The organism is Streptomyces sp. NPDC021749 (assembly GCF_040640655.1).
Taxonomy (GTDB): Bacteria; Actinomycetota; Actinomycetes; order Streptomycetales; family Streptomycetaceae; genus Streptomyces.
In genome coordinates this window covers 41575-58315 of record NZ_JBFACE010000047.1, presented here as the reverse complement: position 1 = coordinate 58315, position 16741 = coordinate 41575, and the positions used below count along the sequence as shown (strand labels likewise).

Annotated in this window: 13 protein-coding genes and 1 pseudogene; 5 read left to right on the top strand and 9 right to left on the bottom strand. The window is 74.0% G+C overall.

The window, feature by feature from the left end; all coding sequences use genetic code 11:
• Nucleotides 1-116 precede the first annotated feature (116 nt).
• Together AB0G35_RS32195 and AB0G35_RS32190 are read right to left on the bottom strand one after the other, a co-directional pair.
• On the bottom strand, nt 117-1229 hold the full coding sequence (locus tag AB0G35_RS32195; protein WP_360956767.1) for a hypothetical protein: 1113 nt from the start codon (nt 1227-1229) through the stop codon (nt 117-119).
• Nucleotides 1226-4789: a DNA polymerase III subunit alpha gene (locus AB0G35_RS32190; RefSeq protein WP_360956765.1), complete on the bottom strand. Its 3564-nt coding sequence runs from the start codon at nt 4787-4789 to the stop codon at nt 1226-1228. Before AB0G35_RS32190 ends, AB0G35_RS32195 begins: the two co-directional genes overlap by 4 nt.
• Nucleotides 4790-5040: 251 nt before the next feature.
• Here AB0G35_RS32190 and AB0G35_RS32185 point away from each other — a divergent pair, with 251 nt between their 5' ends.
• Complete coding sequence (locus tag AB0G35_RS32185) at nt 5041-6105, top strand: DUF3533 domain-containing protein (RefSeq protein ID WP_360956763.1); 1065 nt, start codon at nt 5041-5043, stop codon at nt 6103-6105.
• Between the two features lie 43 nt (nt 6106-6148).
• On the opposite strand, the gene AB0G35_RS32180 is transcribed toward AB0G35_RS32185, so the two are convergent.
• Complete coding sequence (locus tag AB0G35_RS32180; protein WP_360956761.1) at nt 6149-6919, bottom strand: SDR family oxidoreductase; 771 nt, start codon at nt 6917-6919, stop codon at nt 6149-6151.
• A 129-nt stretch (nt 6920-7048) separates the two neighbouring features.
• Here AB0G35_RS32180 and AB0G35_RS32175 point away from each other — a divergent pair, with 129 nt between their 5' ends.
• From AB0G35_RS32175 to AB0G35_RS32165, 3 genes are all read left to right on the top strand, one after another.
• Complete coding sequence (locus tag AB0G35_RS32175) at nt 7049-7762, top strand: TetR family transcriptional regulator (protein ID WP_360956759.1); 714 nt, start codon at nt 7049-7051, stop codon at nt 7760-7762.
• A gap of 414 nt (nt 7763-8176) precedes the next feature.
• Nucleotides 8177-8617, top strand: a complete 441-nt coding sequence (locus AB0G35_RS32170; RefSeq protein ID WP_360956757.1) for a subtilase-type protease inhibitor — start codon at nt 8177-8179, stop codon at nt 8615-8617.
• Nucleotides 8618-8701: 84 nt separating this feature from the next.
• Nucleotides 8702-9511: a metallophosphoesterase family protein gene (locus tag AB0G35_RS32165; protein WP_360956755.1), complete on the top strand. Its 810-nt coding sequence runs from the start codon at nt 8702-8704 to the stop codon at nt 9509-9511.
• A gap of 89 nt (nt 9512-9600) precedes the next feature.
• On the opposite strand, the gene AB0G35_RS32160 is transcribed toward AB0G35_RS32165, so the two are convergent.
• The 5 genes and pseudogenes from AB0G35_RS32160 to AB0G35_RS32140 all read right to left on the bottom strand — a co-directional run.
• Nucleotides 9601-10674, bottom strand: a complete 1074-nt coding sequence (locus AB0G35_RS32160; RefSeq protein WP_360956753.1) for a S1 family peptidase — start codon at nt 10672-10674, stop codon at nt 9601-9603.
• A gap of 369 nt (nt 10675-11043) precedes the next feature.
• Nucleotides 11044-12075 carry a slipin family protein gene (locus tag AB0G35_RS32155; protein WP_360956751.1) on the bottom strand — a complete coding sequence of 344 codons (1032 nt, stop codon included), beginning with the start codon at nt 12073-12075 and terminating at the stop codon, nt 11044-11046.
• A gap of 150 nt (nt 12076-12225) precedes the next feature.
• On the bottom strand, nt 12226-13134 hold the full coding sequence (locus tag AB0G35_RS32150) for a S1 family peptidase (protein WP_360956749.1): 909 nt from the start codon (nt 13132-13134) through the stop codon (nt 12226-12228).
• A 266-nt stretch (nt 13135-13400) separates the two neighbouring features.
• Nucleotides 13401-14186 carry a DUF1684 domain-containing protein gene (locus tag AB0G35_RS32145; RefSeq protein ID WP_360956747.1) on the bottom strand — a complete coding sequence of 262 codons (786 nt, stop codon included), beginning with the start codon at nt 14184-14186 and terminating at the stop codon, nt 13401-13403.
• A pseudogene (locus tag AB0G35_RS32140) lies at nt 14183-14445 on the bottom strand (F420-dependent methylene-tetrahydromethanopterin reductase); the annotation flags it as partial. The gene AB0G35_RS32145 and the pseudogene AB0G35_RS32140, both read right to left, overlap by 4 nt.
• 465 nt (nt 14446-14910) lie before the next feature.
• On the opposite strand from AB0G35_RS32140, the gene sepF reads away from it, so the two are divergent.
• The gene (gene sepF / locus AB0G35_RS32135) at nt 14911-15360 is read left to right on the top strand and encodes a cell division protein SepF (protein WP_360956745.1); all 450 of its coding nucleotides are present in this window, start codon (nt 14911-14913) and stop codon (nt 15358-15360) included.
• Nucleotides 15361-15441: 81 nt separating this feature from the next.
• Here the strand turns inward: sepF and AB0G35_RS32130 are convergent, their stop codons facing one another.
• Entirely contained in the window at nt 15442-16647 is a 1206-nt protein-coding gene (locus AB0G35_RS32130; RefSeq protein ID WP_360956743.1) for an acyl-CoA dehydrogenase family protein, read from the bottom strand.
• Nucleotides 16648-16741 lie beyond the last annotated feature (94 nt).

The window sequence follows — 16741 nt, the reverse complement described above, 5'->3', positions numbered from 1 at the left end:
GCCAGAAGGGCGTCCAGGCTGGTAGTCACACACGAGCCAACGGGCGCCCTTCGCCATAGTTGCGGCCAGCACAAACATCGGACTCATTCATCTAGCCGCGCCGGGCCCGTTGGGGCTCAGTGCCGGCCGGTGCCCGGGCCGGGGGGCTTGCTGCCGCGCTTGGGCGGGGGTGTGCGGCGGGCGGCTTTGCCGAGGGTCGCCGCGGGGCGTACGGCACCGGCGCCGAAGCGGGCCCGGGCCCGGTCGACGGCGGCCTCGATGCGGTGGGCCTTGTCGTCGGACGGGTCGAAGCTCAGCTGGTGCGCGGCGAGTTCGGCGCGGCACAGGTCCTCGGCCCGCAGTGCCACGGACCGCACCCGGGCCCGCTGCAGTCCGAGCGCGGTGTGCAGCGCATAGGCCGCCTCGGTCAGCGCGGGGCCGTGCGCGGTCGGTTCGGCGAGCCGGCGGGTGCGGGTGGTCGTGGAGCGGTCGGCGTAGCGGACGGTGAGGGTGAGCGCGCGGGCCACCTGCCCGGTCGTACGCAGCCGGGCGCCGAGGTCGTCGGCGAGCGCGAGCAGCGCCCGGCGGCGCCGGTCCGGGTCCAACTCGTCGTGGTCGAAGCGGTGTTCAGCGCCCATCGAGCGGGCGACGGCATGGGGCACGACCGGCGTGGGGTCGATCCCGCGGGCCCGATCGTGGACGACCCGGCCGGTCCGGGCGCCGAGGATCCGCTGGAGGGTCCCGGGCGGTGCGGCGGCGATCCGGCCGACGCTGTCGAGTCCGTACGCGGAGAGCGCGCGGGCGGTCGCCGGGCCGACGCCGTGCAGCGCCGAGGCGGGCCGGCGGTCGAGGAAGGCGGTGACGGACTCGGCGTCGTCGGGGACGGTCCGGATCTCGCCGGGCGCCGCGGCGTGCGCCGCCATCCGGGCGAGCAGCGGGTTGGCGGCGATCCCGATCGTGCACCGTACGCCGTGCCAGGCCAGCGCGCGCAGCCGGATCAGCTCGGCGATCCCCACCGCGTCGCGGTCGAAGTAGCGCAGTGCGCCGCGGACGTCCGCCAGCGCGGCGTCCGGCGGCAGCGCCTCGACCATCGGCGTGAACTGCGCGAGCAGACCCAGCAGTTGATCGAACTGTCCGGCGCTCACCGGCGCGTCGTGGGCGTTGCGGAAGCGGACGTGGAGCATGCCGGACGGCCGCGCGGCGCCCGGGGGCTGCGGCGGCGTGGCGGGGGGCCGGGTCGCAGGAGTCATCCCGCGCTCCCGGGACTCGCGTGCCACAGCTTCCGCCCGGTGGCGGCACGTTCACCCGGGGGCTGCAGGTCGGCCCAGGGGTGCAGCTCGTAGCCGGTCTCCAGCCGGATGGTGCGGCCCGGTCCGGCGCCGGCCGGTGCGGGCTCCCCGCCGGTCCCCTCCCCGGCCCCTTCGCCGGCACCTTCGCCGGTCTCTTCGCCGGGTCCCGCACCGGCGGCCGCGTCCTGCCCGGCCGTGGCCCGGTCCGTCTCCGCCGCGAGCCGGGCGGTGACCGCCTCCAGGCCGCCCTCGCGGCGGAGTTCGGCCAGTTCGGCGAGGTTCCAGGCGGCGCTGCCGACCACGCTGAGGCTGCGCGGGCCGCGCCGCTGGACCGTACCGCGCACCAGCAGCAGCCAGGAGTGGAAGACCGTGTGGGCGCAGGCCGCGTGACTGTCGTCGAAGAAGGCGCAGTCGACCAGGCCCGTGCTGTCGTCGAGGGTGGTGAAGATGACCCGGCGGCCGGAGCGGACCGGCGGGGTCTGGGTGGCCGCCTTGGCCCCCGCGACCAGCACCGTCTCGCCGTTCCCGGCATTGCGCAGCAGCCGGGCCGGCAGGGCGCCCAGCTCGGTCAGGAACTCCCGGTGGTCGGCCATCAGATGACGGGAGGCGTCCATGCCGAGGACGCCCAGCTCGGCGCTGAGCCGTTCGACGTCGCTGAGGTCGGGCAGTCCCGCGGGCTCGACGGGGTCGGCCTGCCGCTCCTCCAGGTCCGTGTGCAGGGACAGCTGACCGCCGGTCGCCTGCCGTCCGTGGTGGTGCAGTTCGGAGACGTACAGCAGCAGGTCCCGCCGGTTCGCGCCGAAGGCGTCCAACGCTCCCACCCGGGCGAGGCGTTCGGCGATCGGGCGGGACGGCCGGGCGCGCTGCCACAGGTCCTGGAGCGAGTGGTAGGGCTGCCCGTCCGCGATCCGCCGCGCCTCGGCCTCGCTCATGCCGTGGACGTCGGAGAGCGCGAGCCGCAGCCCCCAGGTACCCCCGGCACCCTCCTTACCGGACACCAGTTCGATCCGGTGGCTGGCCGCCGAGCGGTTCACGTCCAGCGGCAGCACCGGCACCCCGCGCCGCCGGGCGTCCGCGAGCAGCAGCCGCTTGGGGTACATCCCCGGCTCGTGGGTGAGCAGCCCGGCGTAGAAGGCCGCGGGGTGGTGGGCCTTGAGCCAGGCGGACTGGTAGGTGGGCACCGCGAAGGCCACCGCGTGCGCCTTGCAGAAGCCGTACGAGCCGAAGGCCTCGACGATCTCCCAGGTCCGCGCGATCACGTCGGGTGCGTATCCGCGCCGTTCGGCGCACTGGGCGAACCAGGCGCGCACCTGCCCCTGCCGCTCCGGTTCGGACAGGGCGCGCCGCATCTCGTCCGCCTCGTCCCGGGCGCAGCCGGTCATGATCCGCAGCACCTCGATGACCTGCTCGTGGAAGACCACCACGCCGTAGGTCTCGCGCAGCGGCTCCGTCAGGTCCGGGTGCGGATAGCGGACGGGCTTGCGGCCGTGCCGGGCGTCGATGAAGGGCCGGACCATGTCGGCGGCGACCGGGCCGGGACGGAACAGCGAGATGTCGACCACCAGGTCGTGGAAGGTGGCGGGCTGCAGCCGGCCGATCAGATCGCGCTGGCCCGGCGACTCGATCTGGAAGCAGCCGAGCGTCTCGGTCGAGCGGATCAGGTCGTAGGTCGCCGGGTCGCCGGGCGGCACCTGTGCCGGGTCGTCGAGGTCGAGCCGGCGGCCGGTGGCCCGGCCGATCTCGGCGACCGCGTGTGCCATCGCGGACTGCATGCGGACGCCCAGCACGTCGAGTTTGAGCAGCCCCATCTCCTCCACGTCGTCCTTGTCGAACTGGGACATCGCGAAGCCCTCGCCGCTGGTCGGCACGACGGGCGTGCGGTCCAGCAGCGTGGCGTCGGAGAGCAGCACCCCGCACGGGTGCATGGCGATGCCGCGCGGCAGGGCGTCCAGCGCCTCGACCAGCTCCCACAGCCGTTCGGTACCGGCCTCCCGCACGCCGCGCAGCTCCGGCAGTTCGGTCAGCGCGGCCCGGGCGTCGCGGGCGCGGATGTGCGGGAACGCCTTGGCGAGCCGGTCGACCCGCGCCGGGTCCATGCCCAGCGCGGCGCCCACGTCGCGTACGGCGTGCCGGACGCGGTAGGTCTCGGGCATGGAGACCGTGGCGACCCGCTCGGCGCCGAAGCGGTCGAAGATCGCGCGGTAGACCTCCAGCCGGCGGGCGGACTCCACGTCGATGTCGATGTCCGGCAGCGCGGCCCGCCGCTCGGACAGGAAGCGCTCCATCAGCAGCCCGTGTTCGACCGGGTCGGCGTGGGCGATGCCGAGGAGGTGGTTGACCAGGGATCCGGCGCCGGATCCGCGGGCCGCGACGCGGATGCCGCGCTGCCGGACGTCGTCGACGACCTGGGCGACGGTCAGGAAGTAGGAGGGGTAGCCGAGCCGTTCGATCGTGCGCAGCTCGTCGTCCAGCCGGGCCCAGCGCGTCCGGTCGCGGTCGTAACCGCGCAGGACCATGCCGGCGGCGCAGCGCGAGCGCAGCACCCGGGCGGCGGTGCGGCGTTCCGCGCCGACCAGCCGGGGTTCGGGGAAGTGGATCCGGCCGAGCCCGAGGTCGTCCTGCGGGTCGACCAGGCACTCCCCCGCGGTCCGTTCGGTCATGGCGAGCAGTTGGTGGGCCAGGCCGCGCCGGAAGCCGGCCGCCTCGGCGATCCGCTCGGCGGTACGGGCCATCGCGGCGGCGTCCTTGAGCCAGCGTTCGCCGCTGTCCCAGGACTCGGGGCGGTGCGGGTCCACCGGCACCAGGCGGCGGGCGGAGTCCAGGACGTCGGCGACCGGGCCCTGGCCGGGATCGGCGTAGCGGACCGCGTTGGTCAGGACGGCGCGGATGCCCTGGTCGACGGCGAAGCCGAGGGTGCGGGCGGCCAGCCGGGTGGAGCCGGGGCCGCTGCCGGGCCGGCCGTGGTCGACGACCTCCAGGCGCAGCGCCTCGCCGTACCGCTCGCGCCAGGGGGCGACGAGCCGGGCGGCGCGGTCCGGGCGGCCGGCGGCCAGTGCCCGGCCGATGTCGGAGTCCGGGCCGAGCAGCACGGTGAGGCCGTCCGCGGCGGATTCCAGGTCGGTCCAGGAGAGGACGGGCCGGTCGCCGTCGCCCGCGTGGGCGGCCGAGACCAGCCGGCACAGGGCGGCCCAGCCGGCCGCTTTGTCGCGGGCCAGGAAGACGGCGCGGGCGGCGGACTCGTCGATGAAGGCGCCACCGCGCACCGGGGTGCGCCGGCGGGTGGCGGCCGGCGGCGCCGGGGTGTGCTCCGCCACGGCCAGTTCGGCGCCGAAGAGCGGGCGGATGCCGGCCTCCGCGGCGGCCCGGGCGAACCGCACGGCGCCGGAGACGCCGTCCCGGTCGGTCAGGGCGAGGGCGTCCAGCCCGCGTTCGGCGGCGCGCTCGGCCAGCCGCTCCGGGTGGGAGGCGCCGTAGCGCAGGGAGAACCCGGAAGCGGTGTGCAGATGCGTGAACCCGGGCATCCGCACCTCCTGCACCTCACCGCCCCCCGGCTGACCTTGTGTCCCTCGTTCCTCACCTCCACCATAACCCGCGCGTCGAACATTCGTACGAACAACACGCCGGGCCCCCTCGGAAGATCGTCTTCGCGTCCTCCACCGTTCAGCCCCTCCGTTCTGCACCCACCTGCCACAGATCGCAAGATATGGGGGCAAACGCCATCTTCCGGTGGGTCGGTACCGGGGGGGGGCGAACCAGCGGCGAGGAGCGACGGATGGCCCGCACGGACGACGGCAGCCGCACCACCTTCCTCGGCGAGGTGAAGAGCGCCGTGACACCGCACGCCGCGCTGCTGGTGCTCGGCGTCCTGGGCCTGATGACCGCGTTCATCACCTCGTACACCGGCGCCTTCCACCACCCCCGGCCGACGGACGTGCCGTTCGGCGTGGTCGCTCCCCCGCCGGCCGCCGGGCAGGTGGCCGGGCGGCTGGACCGGCTGCCCGGCTCCCCGCTGGACCCGCGCGCGCTGCGCTCCGAGCGCGTGGCGCGGCAGCAGCTCGCCGACCGGACGATCGACGGGGCGCTGCTCGTCGATCCGCGCGGCACCACCGACCGGCTGCTGGTCGCCAGCGGCGGCGGCGCCTCGCTCTCCCAGGCGGTCGAACTGGTCGTCGGCGCGGCCGAGAAGGCCCGGGGGCGCACCGTCCGGACCGTCGACGTCGCCCCCGCCGACCGGGGTGACAGCCGGAGCCTGTCGTCCTTCTACCTGGTCGTCGGCTGGTGCGTGGGCGGCTATCTGTGCGCCGCGATCCTCGCGATCAGCGCGGGGGCGCGGCCCTCCAACGGGCACCGGGCGGTCATCCGGCTGGCCGCCCTCGCGCTGTTCGCGCTCGCCGCCGGGCTGGCCGGTGCGATCGTCGTCGGGCCGGTCCTGGACGCGCTGCCCGGCTCCTTCGCCGGGTTGTGGGGGCTGGGCGCCCTGGTGGTCTTCGCGGTGGGCGCCACGACCCTGGCCTGCCAGGCCCTGCTGGGCATCGTCGGCATCGGCCTGGCGATCCTGCTGATCGTCATCCTGGGCAATCCGAGCGCGGGCGGCGCCTATCCGTATCCGCTGCTGCCCCCGTTCTGGGACGCCCTCGGCCCGGCCCTGCCCCCGGGCGCGGGCACCTGGGCGGCGCGCTCGCTCGCGTACTTCGACGGCGCCGCGATGACCGCCCCGCTGCTGGTGCTCGCCGCCTGGGCGGCCGGCGGCACGGTCCTCACCCTCGCGCTGTCGGTCCTTTTGAACAGGAACCGCCCGGCGGGCCGCCCTCCGGAGGACGAGCGGCTGCCGGCCTGAGCCACCGGGCACCGGCCCGGCGCCGCACGGCCGCTTCGTGCGGTCACATGTGCGTTCCGCCGTCGATTCGGATCTCCGTGCCGGTGATGAACGCGCCGTCCTGCGAGGCGAGCATCGCGATCACGCCGGCGACCGTCTCCGGGCCCGCGAAGCCCTCGCCGAGGGCCGGGGCGAGCTTGGCGAACAGCGACATGTCGGCGTCCTCGGGCAGACCCGGGCCGCGACCGGTGGTCATCCCGCTGGCGATGGATCCCGGCGCGACACACACCGCGCGCAGTCCCTGCTTGCCGTATTCGGCGGCGATCGCGTGCGTCATGGACTGGATGCCGCCCTTGCTCGCCGCGTACGCCGCCATGTAGGGGTGCGCGAACGAGGCGGAGGTGGAGCTGAAGTTGACCACGACCGGGGACGCGCCCTCCAGGAGGGCGGGCAGTGCCTCGCGGATCATCAGGAACGTCCCGGTCAGGTTGGTCGTGATGATCGCCTGGAACAGCTCCAGGCCGGTCTCGTGGGTGTGCGCGGAGCGCAGGATGCCGGCCGCGTTGACCAGCACGTCCAGGCCGCCGAGGCCGGCGACGGCGGCGGCGACGCCGGAGCGGACCGCCGCCTCGTCGGCTATGTCCAGCACCGCGGTCCGCAGCCGGCCCGCGGTTCCCTCCCCGGCGGCCCGGGCGGCGGTGGCGGCGAGGCCCTCGGCGTCGACGTCCGCCGCGACCACCCGGCCGCCCTCGGCGAGGATCCGGTGGACGGTGGCCCGCCCGATGCCGGAGCCGGCCCCGGTGATCAGGACCCGGCGTCCCTCGAAGCGGTTCATGGCGGTGCCCCTTCGCAATGGTGACGATCGACGCTGCGGCGATCGGCTCTGCACGGTACGCCCATGTGGCACGATGTGCCAAACGAACATGTCGTGCCGTTCTGGCGCCGTGCTCCGTAAGCTGGGGCCATGTCCGCCGAGTCCGCGCCGGCCGGGTCCGCACCCGCCGAGCCCCGCCCCGCAGCGTCCGACGCCCGCCCCTCGCTCACCGAGCGGCGCAAGGCCGCGACCCAGCTGGAGATCGCCCGGTGCGCGGCGGCACTCTTCGCCGAGCGCGGCGCCACGGTCACCGCCGAGGAGATCGCCCGGGCCTCCGGCGTCGCCCTGCGCACCTTCTACCGCTACTTCCGCACCAAGGAGGACGCGGTGGCGCCGCTGCTCTCCGTCGGGGTACGGCAGTGGATCGACGACCTGTCCGCACCGCAGGCCGGGGCGGCGGAACCCACGGTCCGCGAGGCGCTGGAGCGGGCCGCCCGCCGGGCGCTGACCCCCGCCGACGAGCCGGCCGCGGAGGCGCTGCGCCGGACCCGCGGGCTGCTGCGGGCGATGCCCGGCGATCCGGCGCTGCGTGCGGTCTGGCACCGGGTGCACCACGAGACCGAGGAGGCGCTGCGGCCGGTCCTGGCGCGGATGACGGGCACCGGCGCGCCGGAGGTGCGGCTGGCCGCGGCCGCGGCGAACACCGCGATGCGGGTCGCCGTGGAGGAGTGGGCCGCGGGCGACGGCCCGGTGGACGGACCGCAGGGGCCCGCCGAGTCGGTGGTGCGCGGTATGCGGGCGCTGACGGCGGGACTGCCGGGGCTGGACGGGCGGCCCAACGGGCGGTCCGCGCCCCGGGATTGAGTGCGATCCGCGCCCTCGATTGCGTACGAAAACGCGGCGGGTAAGGCGGCCGGCCGCGGACCGCCTGTTACCTCCGCGGGCCTCCCACGCCGTTCGGAGGCAGCCTCCGGCCCCCCTCTTCAGCCAATCGACGGAGATCGAAACCCACCCGAACGACCGGTCGGCGGCCGGTTTGCTTCTCTCCCGGCCATCGGTGGCTCTTGCCCCCCGCACGATGCACGGGGCATCCCGGCTGGCCGCACCCCGCTTCCCGAACACTTCCCGCAACCACTTCCGTCAGGTTCGCGCCATTACTCTCAGCTTTCACCCAACGACTCAAAGCGATCGCTGGATGGCCACTCAAGGTGCTTTCGGGACGCGTTTCGACCAAACTCCCGTCCGGTATCTGCACCTTCGAGCAAGGGAGTGTTCGTCATGCGGTACACCACTGGGGCGATCGCGCTCGGTACGGCGCTGGTCCTCGGCACGCTGGCCACCAGCGCACAAGCCGTCGCCGCCCCAGCACAGCCCGCGCGCAGCAGTGGTCTCTACGCACCGTCGGTACTGGTGCTGACGGTCGGCCAGGGCGACAGCCGCGCGACCGCCACCGTCCAGCGCGCGGTGTCGCTCAGCTGTATGCCGGTGGCCTCCGGCAGCCACCCGGACCCGAAGGCCGCCTGTGCCGAACTGCGGGCCGCCGCCGGTGACTTCAACACCGTCACCAGCCCCAAAACGGACCGACTGTGCACCAAGGAGTGGGCCCCGATCGTCGTCACCGCCGACGGCGTGTGGCAGGGCAAGCGGGTGTCGTACAGCTACACCTACGCCAACTCCTGTGAGATGCGCGCCGGCCTGAACTCGGTCTTCGAGTTCTGAGCACCGCACCCAGGTCCCCGGGCACCGGTGGGTGGTGCCCGGGGACCGCTCTGTGCGGGGACCGCCGGTGCATAGGCTCGGCCCATGACCGACACCAACGTCCTTCCCCCGCACGGCTCTTCGGAACCGTCCGGGGTCGCCGTCCTCTCCGACGTCCACGGCGTGCTGCCGGCCCTGGAGGCGGTGCTCGCCGAGCCGGACGTCCGCGCCGCCGGGCGGATCGTACTGACCGGCGATCTGCTCGCCGGCCCGCTGCCCCGCGAGACCCTCGCCCTGCTGCATACCCTCGGGGAGCGCGCGGTGTGGGTCCGGGGCAACGCCGACCGGGAGCTGACCGGCGATCCGACGGGCGGCGGGGAAGACCGCCCGGCGGACCCGGTGAGCGCCTGGGCCGCCGGCCGGCTCACCCCGGACGAAAGGGGGTTCCTCCGGTCACTGCCCACCTCCGTCACGCTGGAGGTGGCCGGGCTCGGGCCGGTCCTGTTCTGCCACGCCACGCCCCGGGACGACGAGGAGACGGTGCTCGTCGACTCGCGGCCCGAGCGCTGGGCCGAGGTGCTGACGGGGGTTCCCGACGCGGTACGGACCGTGGTCTGCGGACACACCCACATGCCGTACGTCCGGCTCACCCACGGCCGGCTGGTGGTCAACCCCGGCAGCGTCGGCATGCCGTACGGGAGGGCCGGTGCGCACTGGGCGCTGCTGGGGCCCGGCGGCGGCGCGGTCACCCTGCGGCACACCCCCTTCGACTACGACGCGGCCTGTGCCCGGATCGCCCGGGAATCGGGCTTCCCCTCGGCGGCCGACTGGGCGGATACGTATGTACGGGCCCGGGTTTCGGCCGAGGAGGCGCTCGCCGCGTTCGGGCCGGGCGACGGGCGGGCGGCGGGCTGACCCGGTGGGGCACCGGCCCCGGACGGCGGACGCGTCCGGGGCCGGTGCCCCGGGAGACACCCGGGCGGATCCTGGTGCACCGCCGCGGATCAGCCGATCTGCGCGCCGTAGGCCTCCAGGGCCTCCGGGACCGGCTGGAAGAAGGTCTCGCCGCCGCCGGAGCAGTCGCCGCTGCCGCCGGAGGTGAGGCCGAGCGCGGTCTCGCCGTCGAAGAGCGCACCGCCGCTGTCACCGGGCTCGGCGCAGACGTCGGTCTGGATCAGCCCCTCGACCGTGCCCTCCTGGTAGTTGACGCTGGCGTTCAGGGCCTTGACGGTGCCGTCGTGGACCTGGGTGGTGCTGCCGCTGCGCTGGACCTTCTCACCGACGGTGGCCTCGGCGGCCTTGGTGATCTTCTGGGTGCTGCCGTTGTAGAGGTCGACCTCGCTCGGGTGCGCGGTGTCCCCGGTGTACTTGGCCAGGGAGTAGTCGTCGCCGGGGAACTTGGAGTCCTCGGTGGTCGCGATCTCCGAGCCGCCCTGCTTGTCCGACCAGCTCTTGACGGCGTTGCCGCAGTGGCCGGCCGTCAGGAAGTAGGGCTGGCCGTCCTTGACGACGTTGAAGCCGAGCGAACAGCGCGCGCCGCTCCCCCAGATCGCGTCACCGCCCCCGATGAAGGGCTTGAACTCCCCTCTGCTGCGCCGGAGTTCGACCTTGTCGCCGAGGCTGTGGGTGACCTGGGTGAGCCGGTCCAGCTTGCCGCCGGTGACCGTGCGGTCGGCGGTCACCACGACCTTGTTGCTGCGCGGGTCGATGCCCCAGGCGGTGCCGGGGATGGTGGCCCTGCTCTTCAGCGTCTGCCGGGCCGCGTCGAGCTGGGCGAGGGTGTGCTTGACGAGTCTGGCCTCGGCGCCCTTCGCCCGGACGGCCTTGGCCGCCGTCTCGCTGACGACGTTGACCACCAGCTTCTTCGCCTGCGCGTCGTAGTACGCACCGGCCGTACCGGTCTTGAGCTGGGACGCCAGGGTGGTGGCGGCGGAGGAGGTCAGCCGGGCCACCGTGGGGGCGGTGGGGGCCGGGGACGCCTGGGCGTGGGCGAGGGTGACGGTGGCGGTGGCGGCGAGTGCGAGCGCGCCGGCGCCGGCCAGGACGGCGCGCCGGTCGGGTATGCGTCGGTGCTTCAACTCAGAGCCTCCCGTGGGGGGAAGGGCCCGGGCGGACTGTGGGGAGTCGCACGGGCCCGGAGAGTGAGGTCCGGCACGAACGGGGCCGCCCCGCGGCGCAGCGCCTCAGGGGAGTCGCGTTCATGCCAAGGTGCGGGCCCGAGTATTCCCATCCGCCTCAGTCGTGCACAAGACCGAGTTCCGGTCTCCCGTACGGGAGTTCACGGTTTCGCCACATCGCCGTCACACCGATATCTGCGGACCGCGGTCCTGAGTGCGGACATCAACGGGGGTGCGCGCCGCCCCGGGCGGGCCCGTATGTGAGGGTGCCATCCGGCCGGAAAACGCCCCCGCCGGGGAGCGGCGGGGGCAGGGGGCCGGCGGAGCGGCTCAGCGGCGGTCTTCCGGGAGGTTCACCGGCACCTCGGGGGCCACATCGGCCGGCAGGTCCACCGGTACTCCGGGGGACACATCGGCCGGCAGGTCCACCGGCACCTCGGTGGGCAGGTCGACGGGCAGGTCGGCGGGGTTCTCGGCGTCCGGGAGGACTTCCAGCCGCTCCTCGCCCGGCAGCGGCTCCTCCACGGCCTTCGCGCCGTCCGGCCGCTGCCGCCGCTCCCGCCCCTCCGCGGTCTCCGAAGGCCCGGCCGGGACCTGCCCCTGCTGCCCGGAGCGCTCCAGGAACCGCAGCAGCTCGACGGGGAACGGCAGAACGAGGGTGGAGTTCTTCTCGGCGGCGACCGCCACCACGGTCTGCAGCAGCCGCAGTTGCAGCGCGGCGGGCTGATCCGACATCGCCGCCGCGGCCTCGGCCAGCTTCTTCGACGCCTGCAGCTCGGCATCGGCGTTGATCACCCGGGCCCGCCGGTCGCGGGTGGCCTCCGCCTGGCGGGCCATCGACCGCTTCATCGTCTCCGGCAGCGAGACGTCCTTGATCTCCACCCGGTCGACGGTCACGCCCCAGCCGATGGCCGGGCTGTCCATCATCAGCTCCAGGCCCTGGTTGAGCTTCTCGCGGTTCGACAGCAGGTCGTCCAGTTCGCTCTTGCCGATGATCGACCGGAGGGAGGTCTGGGCCATCTGGGAGACCGCGAAGCGGTAGTCCTCGACCCGGATGACCGCGTCGGCGGCGTCCACGACCTTGAAGTAGACCACCGCGTCTACCCGGACCGTGACGTTGTCGCGGGTGATGCCCTCCTGGGCGGGCACCGGCATCGTGACGATCTGCATGTTGACCTTACGCATCCGGTCGATGCCCGGGATGATCATGGTGAAGCCCGGCGGCCGGACCGCGGAGGTCAGCTTGCCCAGCCGGAGCACCACACCGCGTTCGTACTGCCTGACCACCCGCGCCGCGGCCACGAAATACACCGCGCCGGCACATGCCAGTCCCACTCCGGCCGTCACCAGTTCTTCGACCATCACGGCCCCCTGAGGTGTGCCGTATACCGTCCGTGTTCGGGCTGCTTTTCCATGGTATGCCCGGGTCCGGAACGCGGTCGAGGCGCGGGCACGGGGTGCCGGCCGGGTCCCCGTCCGCCGGCTGACGGGGGCCCGGCCGGCGTCAGCGGGTCAGTAGACGCTCACGCCGTACGCGCTGAGCGCCTCGGTGACGGGCTGGAAGAAGGTGGTGCCACCGGACGTGCAGTCGCCGCTGCCGCCGGAGGTCAGGCCCAGGGCGGTGCTTCCGGAGTAGAGCGGGCCGCCGCTGTCGCCCGGTTCGGCGCAGACGGTGGTCTGGATGAGCCCGGAGACGATGTCGCCGCCGCCGTAGTTGACGGTGGCGTTCAGGGCGGTGACCTTGCCGCTGTGGGTGCCGGTGGTGGAGCCGCGGCGGGTGACGGACTGGCCGACGCTCGGGGTGCCGGCGCTGGTGATGTCCTGGCTACCGACGGTGCCCGGGTGCGACAGGGACGTGTTGGTGTACTTCACGATGCCGTAGTCGTTGCCCGGGAAGCTGGTTCCGGTGGTCGGGCCGATGCTCGTGGAGTGCGCGGAGTTGGTGTACCACGGCGGCTTCCCTTCGGTGCAGTGACCGGCCGTCAGGAAGTAGTAGGTGCTGCCGCTGCGGACGTTGAAGCCCAGCGAGCAGCGCCAGCTCGGCGCGTAGATGGCATCGCCGCCGGAGATGAACTTGCGGAAGGTGCCGGCGATCCGGTCGATGCGGAGTGCCCCGGCGTTGGCGCCGGCGGCCCGCTGGATCTTCGCGATGCCGGCCCGGGAGACGGTGCGGTCGGCGGTGACGACCAGGGTGTGGGTCGCGGGGTCGACCCGCCAGGCGGTGCCGGCGACGTCCGCCGCGCGGACCGCGTCACCGGCCGCGGTGAGCCGGGCGGCGCTGAACGTCGTGGTGGGGGCGGGGTTCTGGGCGCTGGCGGTCGGGACGGCGATGGCCCCGACGGCCACCAGTCCGGACGCCACGGCGATCAGCCGGGTGCGTCTCGCCACGCTGCTGCGGGGGGTGGTGCGCTCGTTCCTCACTGATTCCTCCGAGGGGATCGGGGGGCCGCCGGTGGGCAGCCCGGTGAGGCGCAGCCGAAGGGCACGCGGAATCCGCACGTTCGTTTTTGCGTGCCCCTGACAAGCGCTGTGCGGGAGTCTCGGGCGCATCACCCGCCGAGCGCAAGAGGGCTTCACGGGAGTTTCCGGCGGGAAACCCCGCCGACACACCAACGCCGCGCCCCGGGCAGCCGGGTTGACGGCTGCCCGGGGCGCGGGGTGACCCCCTCGGCCGGTCCTGGGACGGGTCAGCGGACGGTGGGGTTCCGCTCCCCCGCGGGCAGGGCGACCGGCAGGGTGTTGCCGGGCGGCGGGAAGGGGCACAGGAAGTGGTCGGCGAACGCGCACGGCGGCAGCAGGAGCCGGTTGAGGTCGACCGTGACGGTGCCGTCCTCGGCGGGCGCGGGCGGCCGCAGGAAGCGGAAGCGGTAGCTGTCGGTGCCGCTGGTGGCGTCGGCGAGCACCGCCCACAGCGAACCGTCGCCCTCGACCGCGACCCGCAGGACGTGCTCGTCCCCCGCCAAGGTGAAGGCGAGCTCCCCGGCCAGCCCCAGGCCCCGCCGCCGTCCGTCGGCGTTGCGGACCTGGATCGTGCGGCCCTGGGCGTACGGCCGGAACAGGCCCGGCCGCACCCAGCGCTCGTCGTGCTCGTAGACGTCGATGCCGGCGAACGACCGGCGGGCCTGCGACCGCGGGTCGAAGTCGCGCACCGCCCACTCGCCGTCGCGGCGCAGCACCAGCAGATGCCGCTCACCGGACGTCACCCGCGTCGCCCCGGGATCCGCGTCCGGACCGAGCCGGATCTCACCGGCCGCCGGCTCGCCGTCCACGGTGAGGCCGTCGTCCGGCCCGGCCCGCAGCACGACCGCGTCGCCCTGCGCGGTCCAGTGGCCCGGCAGTCCCTCGATCCGGCCGTCGGGGTGGTCCGCCAGCCAGTGGGTACCGGCCAGCGCGAGCGGGCCGTACGGTCCGCTGATCGCGGCGCGGCGCCGCTCGCGCCAGTCCTGCCACTCCTGGCGTGCGTCGGTGCTCATCCGGTCGGGCCCCTTCCTGCGGCGCGGACGGGCTGCGGCGGCAGCCCCGAGCAGGAGCGCAGCGTCGTACCGGGGTGTTCCGTGCGGAAGGCCCCGCGCTCCTGCACGAGGGGTACCACCCGGCCGACGCACGGGTCGAGACCGCCGGGCGTCGGATCCGGCACAGGACGAACCCGTCGGCGGCGTCGGTCTGCACGAAGGCGTCCCACTGCGCCGCGGCGTCCTCCGGGGTACCGGTGAAGGGCTGCCGTCCGCCGGCCCCGGTCACCGGCTCGGAGCCGGGCGAGCGCGGCGAAGTGGGCGGCGTCGGGGGCGGGGTGGCCGGACGGCTGCGGGGCGTCCGGCGCGACGGCCGGGTGCAGGGCGTGGGCCACGGGGTTCCCGAGAAGGACGGCACCGACGACCGGGGCCCGAAGAAGCGGGGTGCCGGCCCCCGGCGATCAAGACGTCGCAGATCAGCCCGCCGGAGATCAAGTGGAGCGGCCGGATCGGACTCCGGCCCGGACCGGCCACTTGCCGTCATCACTCGGTCGGGTACCAACCGTTACGCTCTTCATACAGTCAGTTTCCTTCTGGGGCGCGGAAGCTGATGGCGCGCCACCCTCTTTGCACCAGATGTGTCACGAACCCCCCGTGCGGCCGCTATCCACTTGGCACTCCATCGGCCTGATGGACGACGATAGGGGCAGGAACACACGAAGACCACGGGTGAGAGGAGGCGTCAATGGGATCGGTGCGCAAGGCGAGTGCCTGGCTTGGCCTCGTCGACGACAGTGATGACGAGCGCTACTACGACGACGACTACGCCGAGGGACCCGATGCCGCCGGCCCGGGTGGCGACCCCTGGGTGACCGACCCCCGGGTCCAGGTGGCCGACGAGGCCGCCCAGGACCAGGGCACCCGCATCGCCACGGTCACCCCGGAGAGCTTCCGGGACGCCCGTGGCATCGGCGAGCTGTTCCGGGACGGCGTCCCGGTGATCGTCAACCTGACGTCCATGGAGCCCGCCGACGCCAAGCGGGTGGTGGACTTCGCGGCCGGTCTGACCTTCGGCCTGCGCGGTTCGATCGAGCGGGTCGCCACCCGCGTCTTCCTGCTCACCCCCGCCGACTACAGGGTGCTCAGCGGCGAGAGCCGCGAGCACCGCAACGGCGGCTTCTTCAACCAGAGTTGAGCGGCGTCTCGACGCTTCCGGCCGGGGGCCCGGGGATTGCCGCCCGGGTGCCGCAGCGGCCGGAGTTGAGGGCAGGGCCACTCACCGGAAGGCGTCCAGCCCGGTGAGCGCCTTGCCCAGCACCAGCTGGTGCATTTCGACGGTGCCCTCGTAGGTGAGCACCGATTCGAGGTTGGTCGCATGCCGCATGACGGGGTACTCCAGCGAGATCCCGTTGGCGCCCAGGATCGTCCGGGACGTGCGGCAGATCTCGATCGCCTCCCGGACGTTGTTGAGCTTGCCGAAGCTGATCTGCTCGGGACGCAGCCGCCCCGCGTCCATCCGCAGCCCCAGGTGGTGGGCCAGCAGGATCCCCTTGTGCAGCTCGACGGCCATGTCGGCGAGCTTGGCCTGGGTCAGCTGGAAGCCGCCGATCGGCCTGCCGAACTGCTCCCGGGTACGGGCGTACTCCAGCGCCGCCTCGAAGCTGGCGCGGGCCGCGCCCATGGAGCCCCAGACGATGCCGTAGCGGGCGTGGCTCAGACAGCCGAGCGGGCCGCGCAGACCGGTGACGCCGGGAAGCACCGCGTCGGCCGGCAGGCGCACCTCGTCCATGACGAGTTCGCTGGTCACCGAGGCGCGCAGGGACCACTTGTGCTTGATCTCGGGGGCCGAGAAGCCCGGGGTGTCGGTGGGCACGACGAAGCCGCGGATGCCGTCGTCGGTACGGGCCCACACCACCGCGACACCGGCCACCGAGCCATTGGTGATCCACATCTTGCGGCCGGTCAGCACCCAGTCGGCGCCGTCCTTCTTGGCGTACGTCCGCATCGCGGCCGGGTCGGAGCCGTGGTCCGGCTCGGTCAGGCCGAAGCAGCCGATGGTCTCGCCGGCCGCCATCCCGGGCAGCCACTGCTGCTTCTGCTCCTCGGAGCCGAAGCGCCAGATCGCGTACATGGCGAGCGAGCCCTGGACGGAGACCAGCGAGCGGATGCCGGAGTCGGCGGCCTCCAGCTCCAGGCAGGCCAGTCCGTACTGGACGGCGGAGGCGCCGGCGCAGCCGTAGCCGGTCAGGGACATGCCGAGGGCGCCGATCGCACCGAGTTCCCGGGCCAGTTCGCGGATGCCGGGCAGTTCGCCCGCCTCGTACCACTCCGCGATGTGCGGCAGGACCCGGTCGGCGGCCCACTGGCGGACCGTGTCGCGGACCGCGCGGTCCTCGTCGGTGAGCAGATCGTCGATGCCCAGCGGGTCGCCCGGGTCGAACGGGGGGACCGAGGAGGGGGGCGAGGACGGCTTGGCTGACATGGCGGGCCTCCGGCGGGTTCAGCGCTCGCAAGAAAACTAGCAGTGGTAGTTATGCAGCGCGTCCGACGGTACGGCCCGCGGTGCCGCGCGGCAA

Coding starts and splice junctions, on each gene's coding strand:
- AB0G35_RS32195 (WP_360956767.1), bottom strand. CDS start 1,229: ATGACTCCTGCGACCCGGCCCCCCGCCACGCCGCCGCAGCCCCCGGGC.
- AB0G35_RS32190 (WP_360956765.1), bottom strand. CDS start 4,789: ATGCCCGGGTTCACGCATCTGCACACCGCTTCCGGGTTCTCCCTGCGC.
- AB0G35_RS32185 (WP_360956763.1), top strand. CDS start 5,041: ATGGCCCGCACGGACGACGGCAGCCGCACCACCTTCCTCGGCGAGGTG.
- AB0G35_RS32180 (WP_360956761.1), bottom strand. CDS start 6,919: ATGAACCGCTTCGAGGGACGCCGGGTCCTGATCACCGGGGCCGGCTCC.
- AB0G35_RS32175 (WP_360956759.1), top strand. CDS start 7,049: ATGTCCGCCGAGTCCGCGCCGGCCGGGTCCGCACCCGCCGAGCCCCGC.
- AB0G35_RS32170 (WP_360956757.1), top strand. CDS start 8,177: ATGCGGTACACCACTGGGGCGATCGCGCTCGGTACGGCGCTGGTCCTC.
- AB0G35_RS32165 (WP_360956755.1), top strand. CDS start 8,702: ATGACCGACACCAACGTCCTTCCCCCGCACGGCTCTTCGGAACCGTCC.
- AB0G35_RS32155 (WP_360956751.1), bottom strand. CDS start 12,075: ATGGTCGAAGAACTGGTGACGGCCGGAGTGGGACTGGCATGTGCCGGC.
- AB0G35_RS32145 (WP_360956747.1), bottom strand. CDS start 14,186: ATGAGCACCGACGCACGCCAGGAGTGGCAGGACTGGCGCGAGCGGCGC.
- sepF (WP_360956745.1), top strand. CDS start 14,911: ATGGGATCGGTGCGCAAGGCGAGTGCCTGGCTTGGCCTCGTCGACGAC.
- AB0G35_RS32130 (WP_360956743.1), bottom strand. CDS start 16,647: ATGTCAGCCAAGCCGTCCTCGCCCCCCTCCTCGGTCCCCCCGTTCGAC.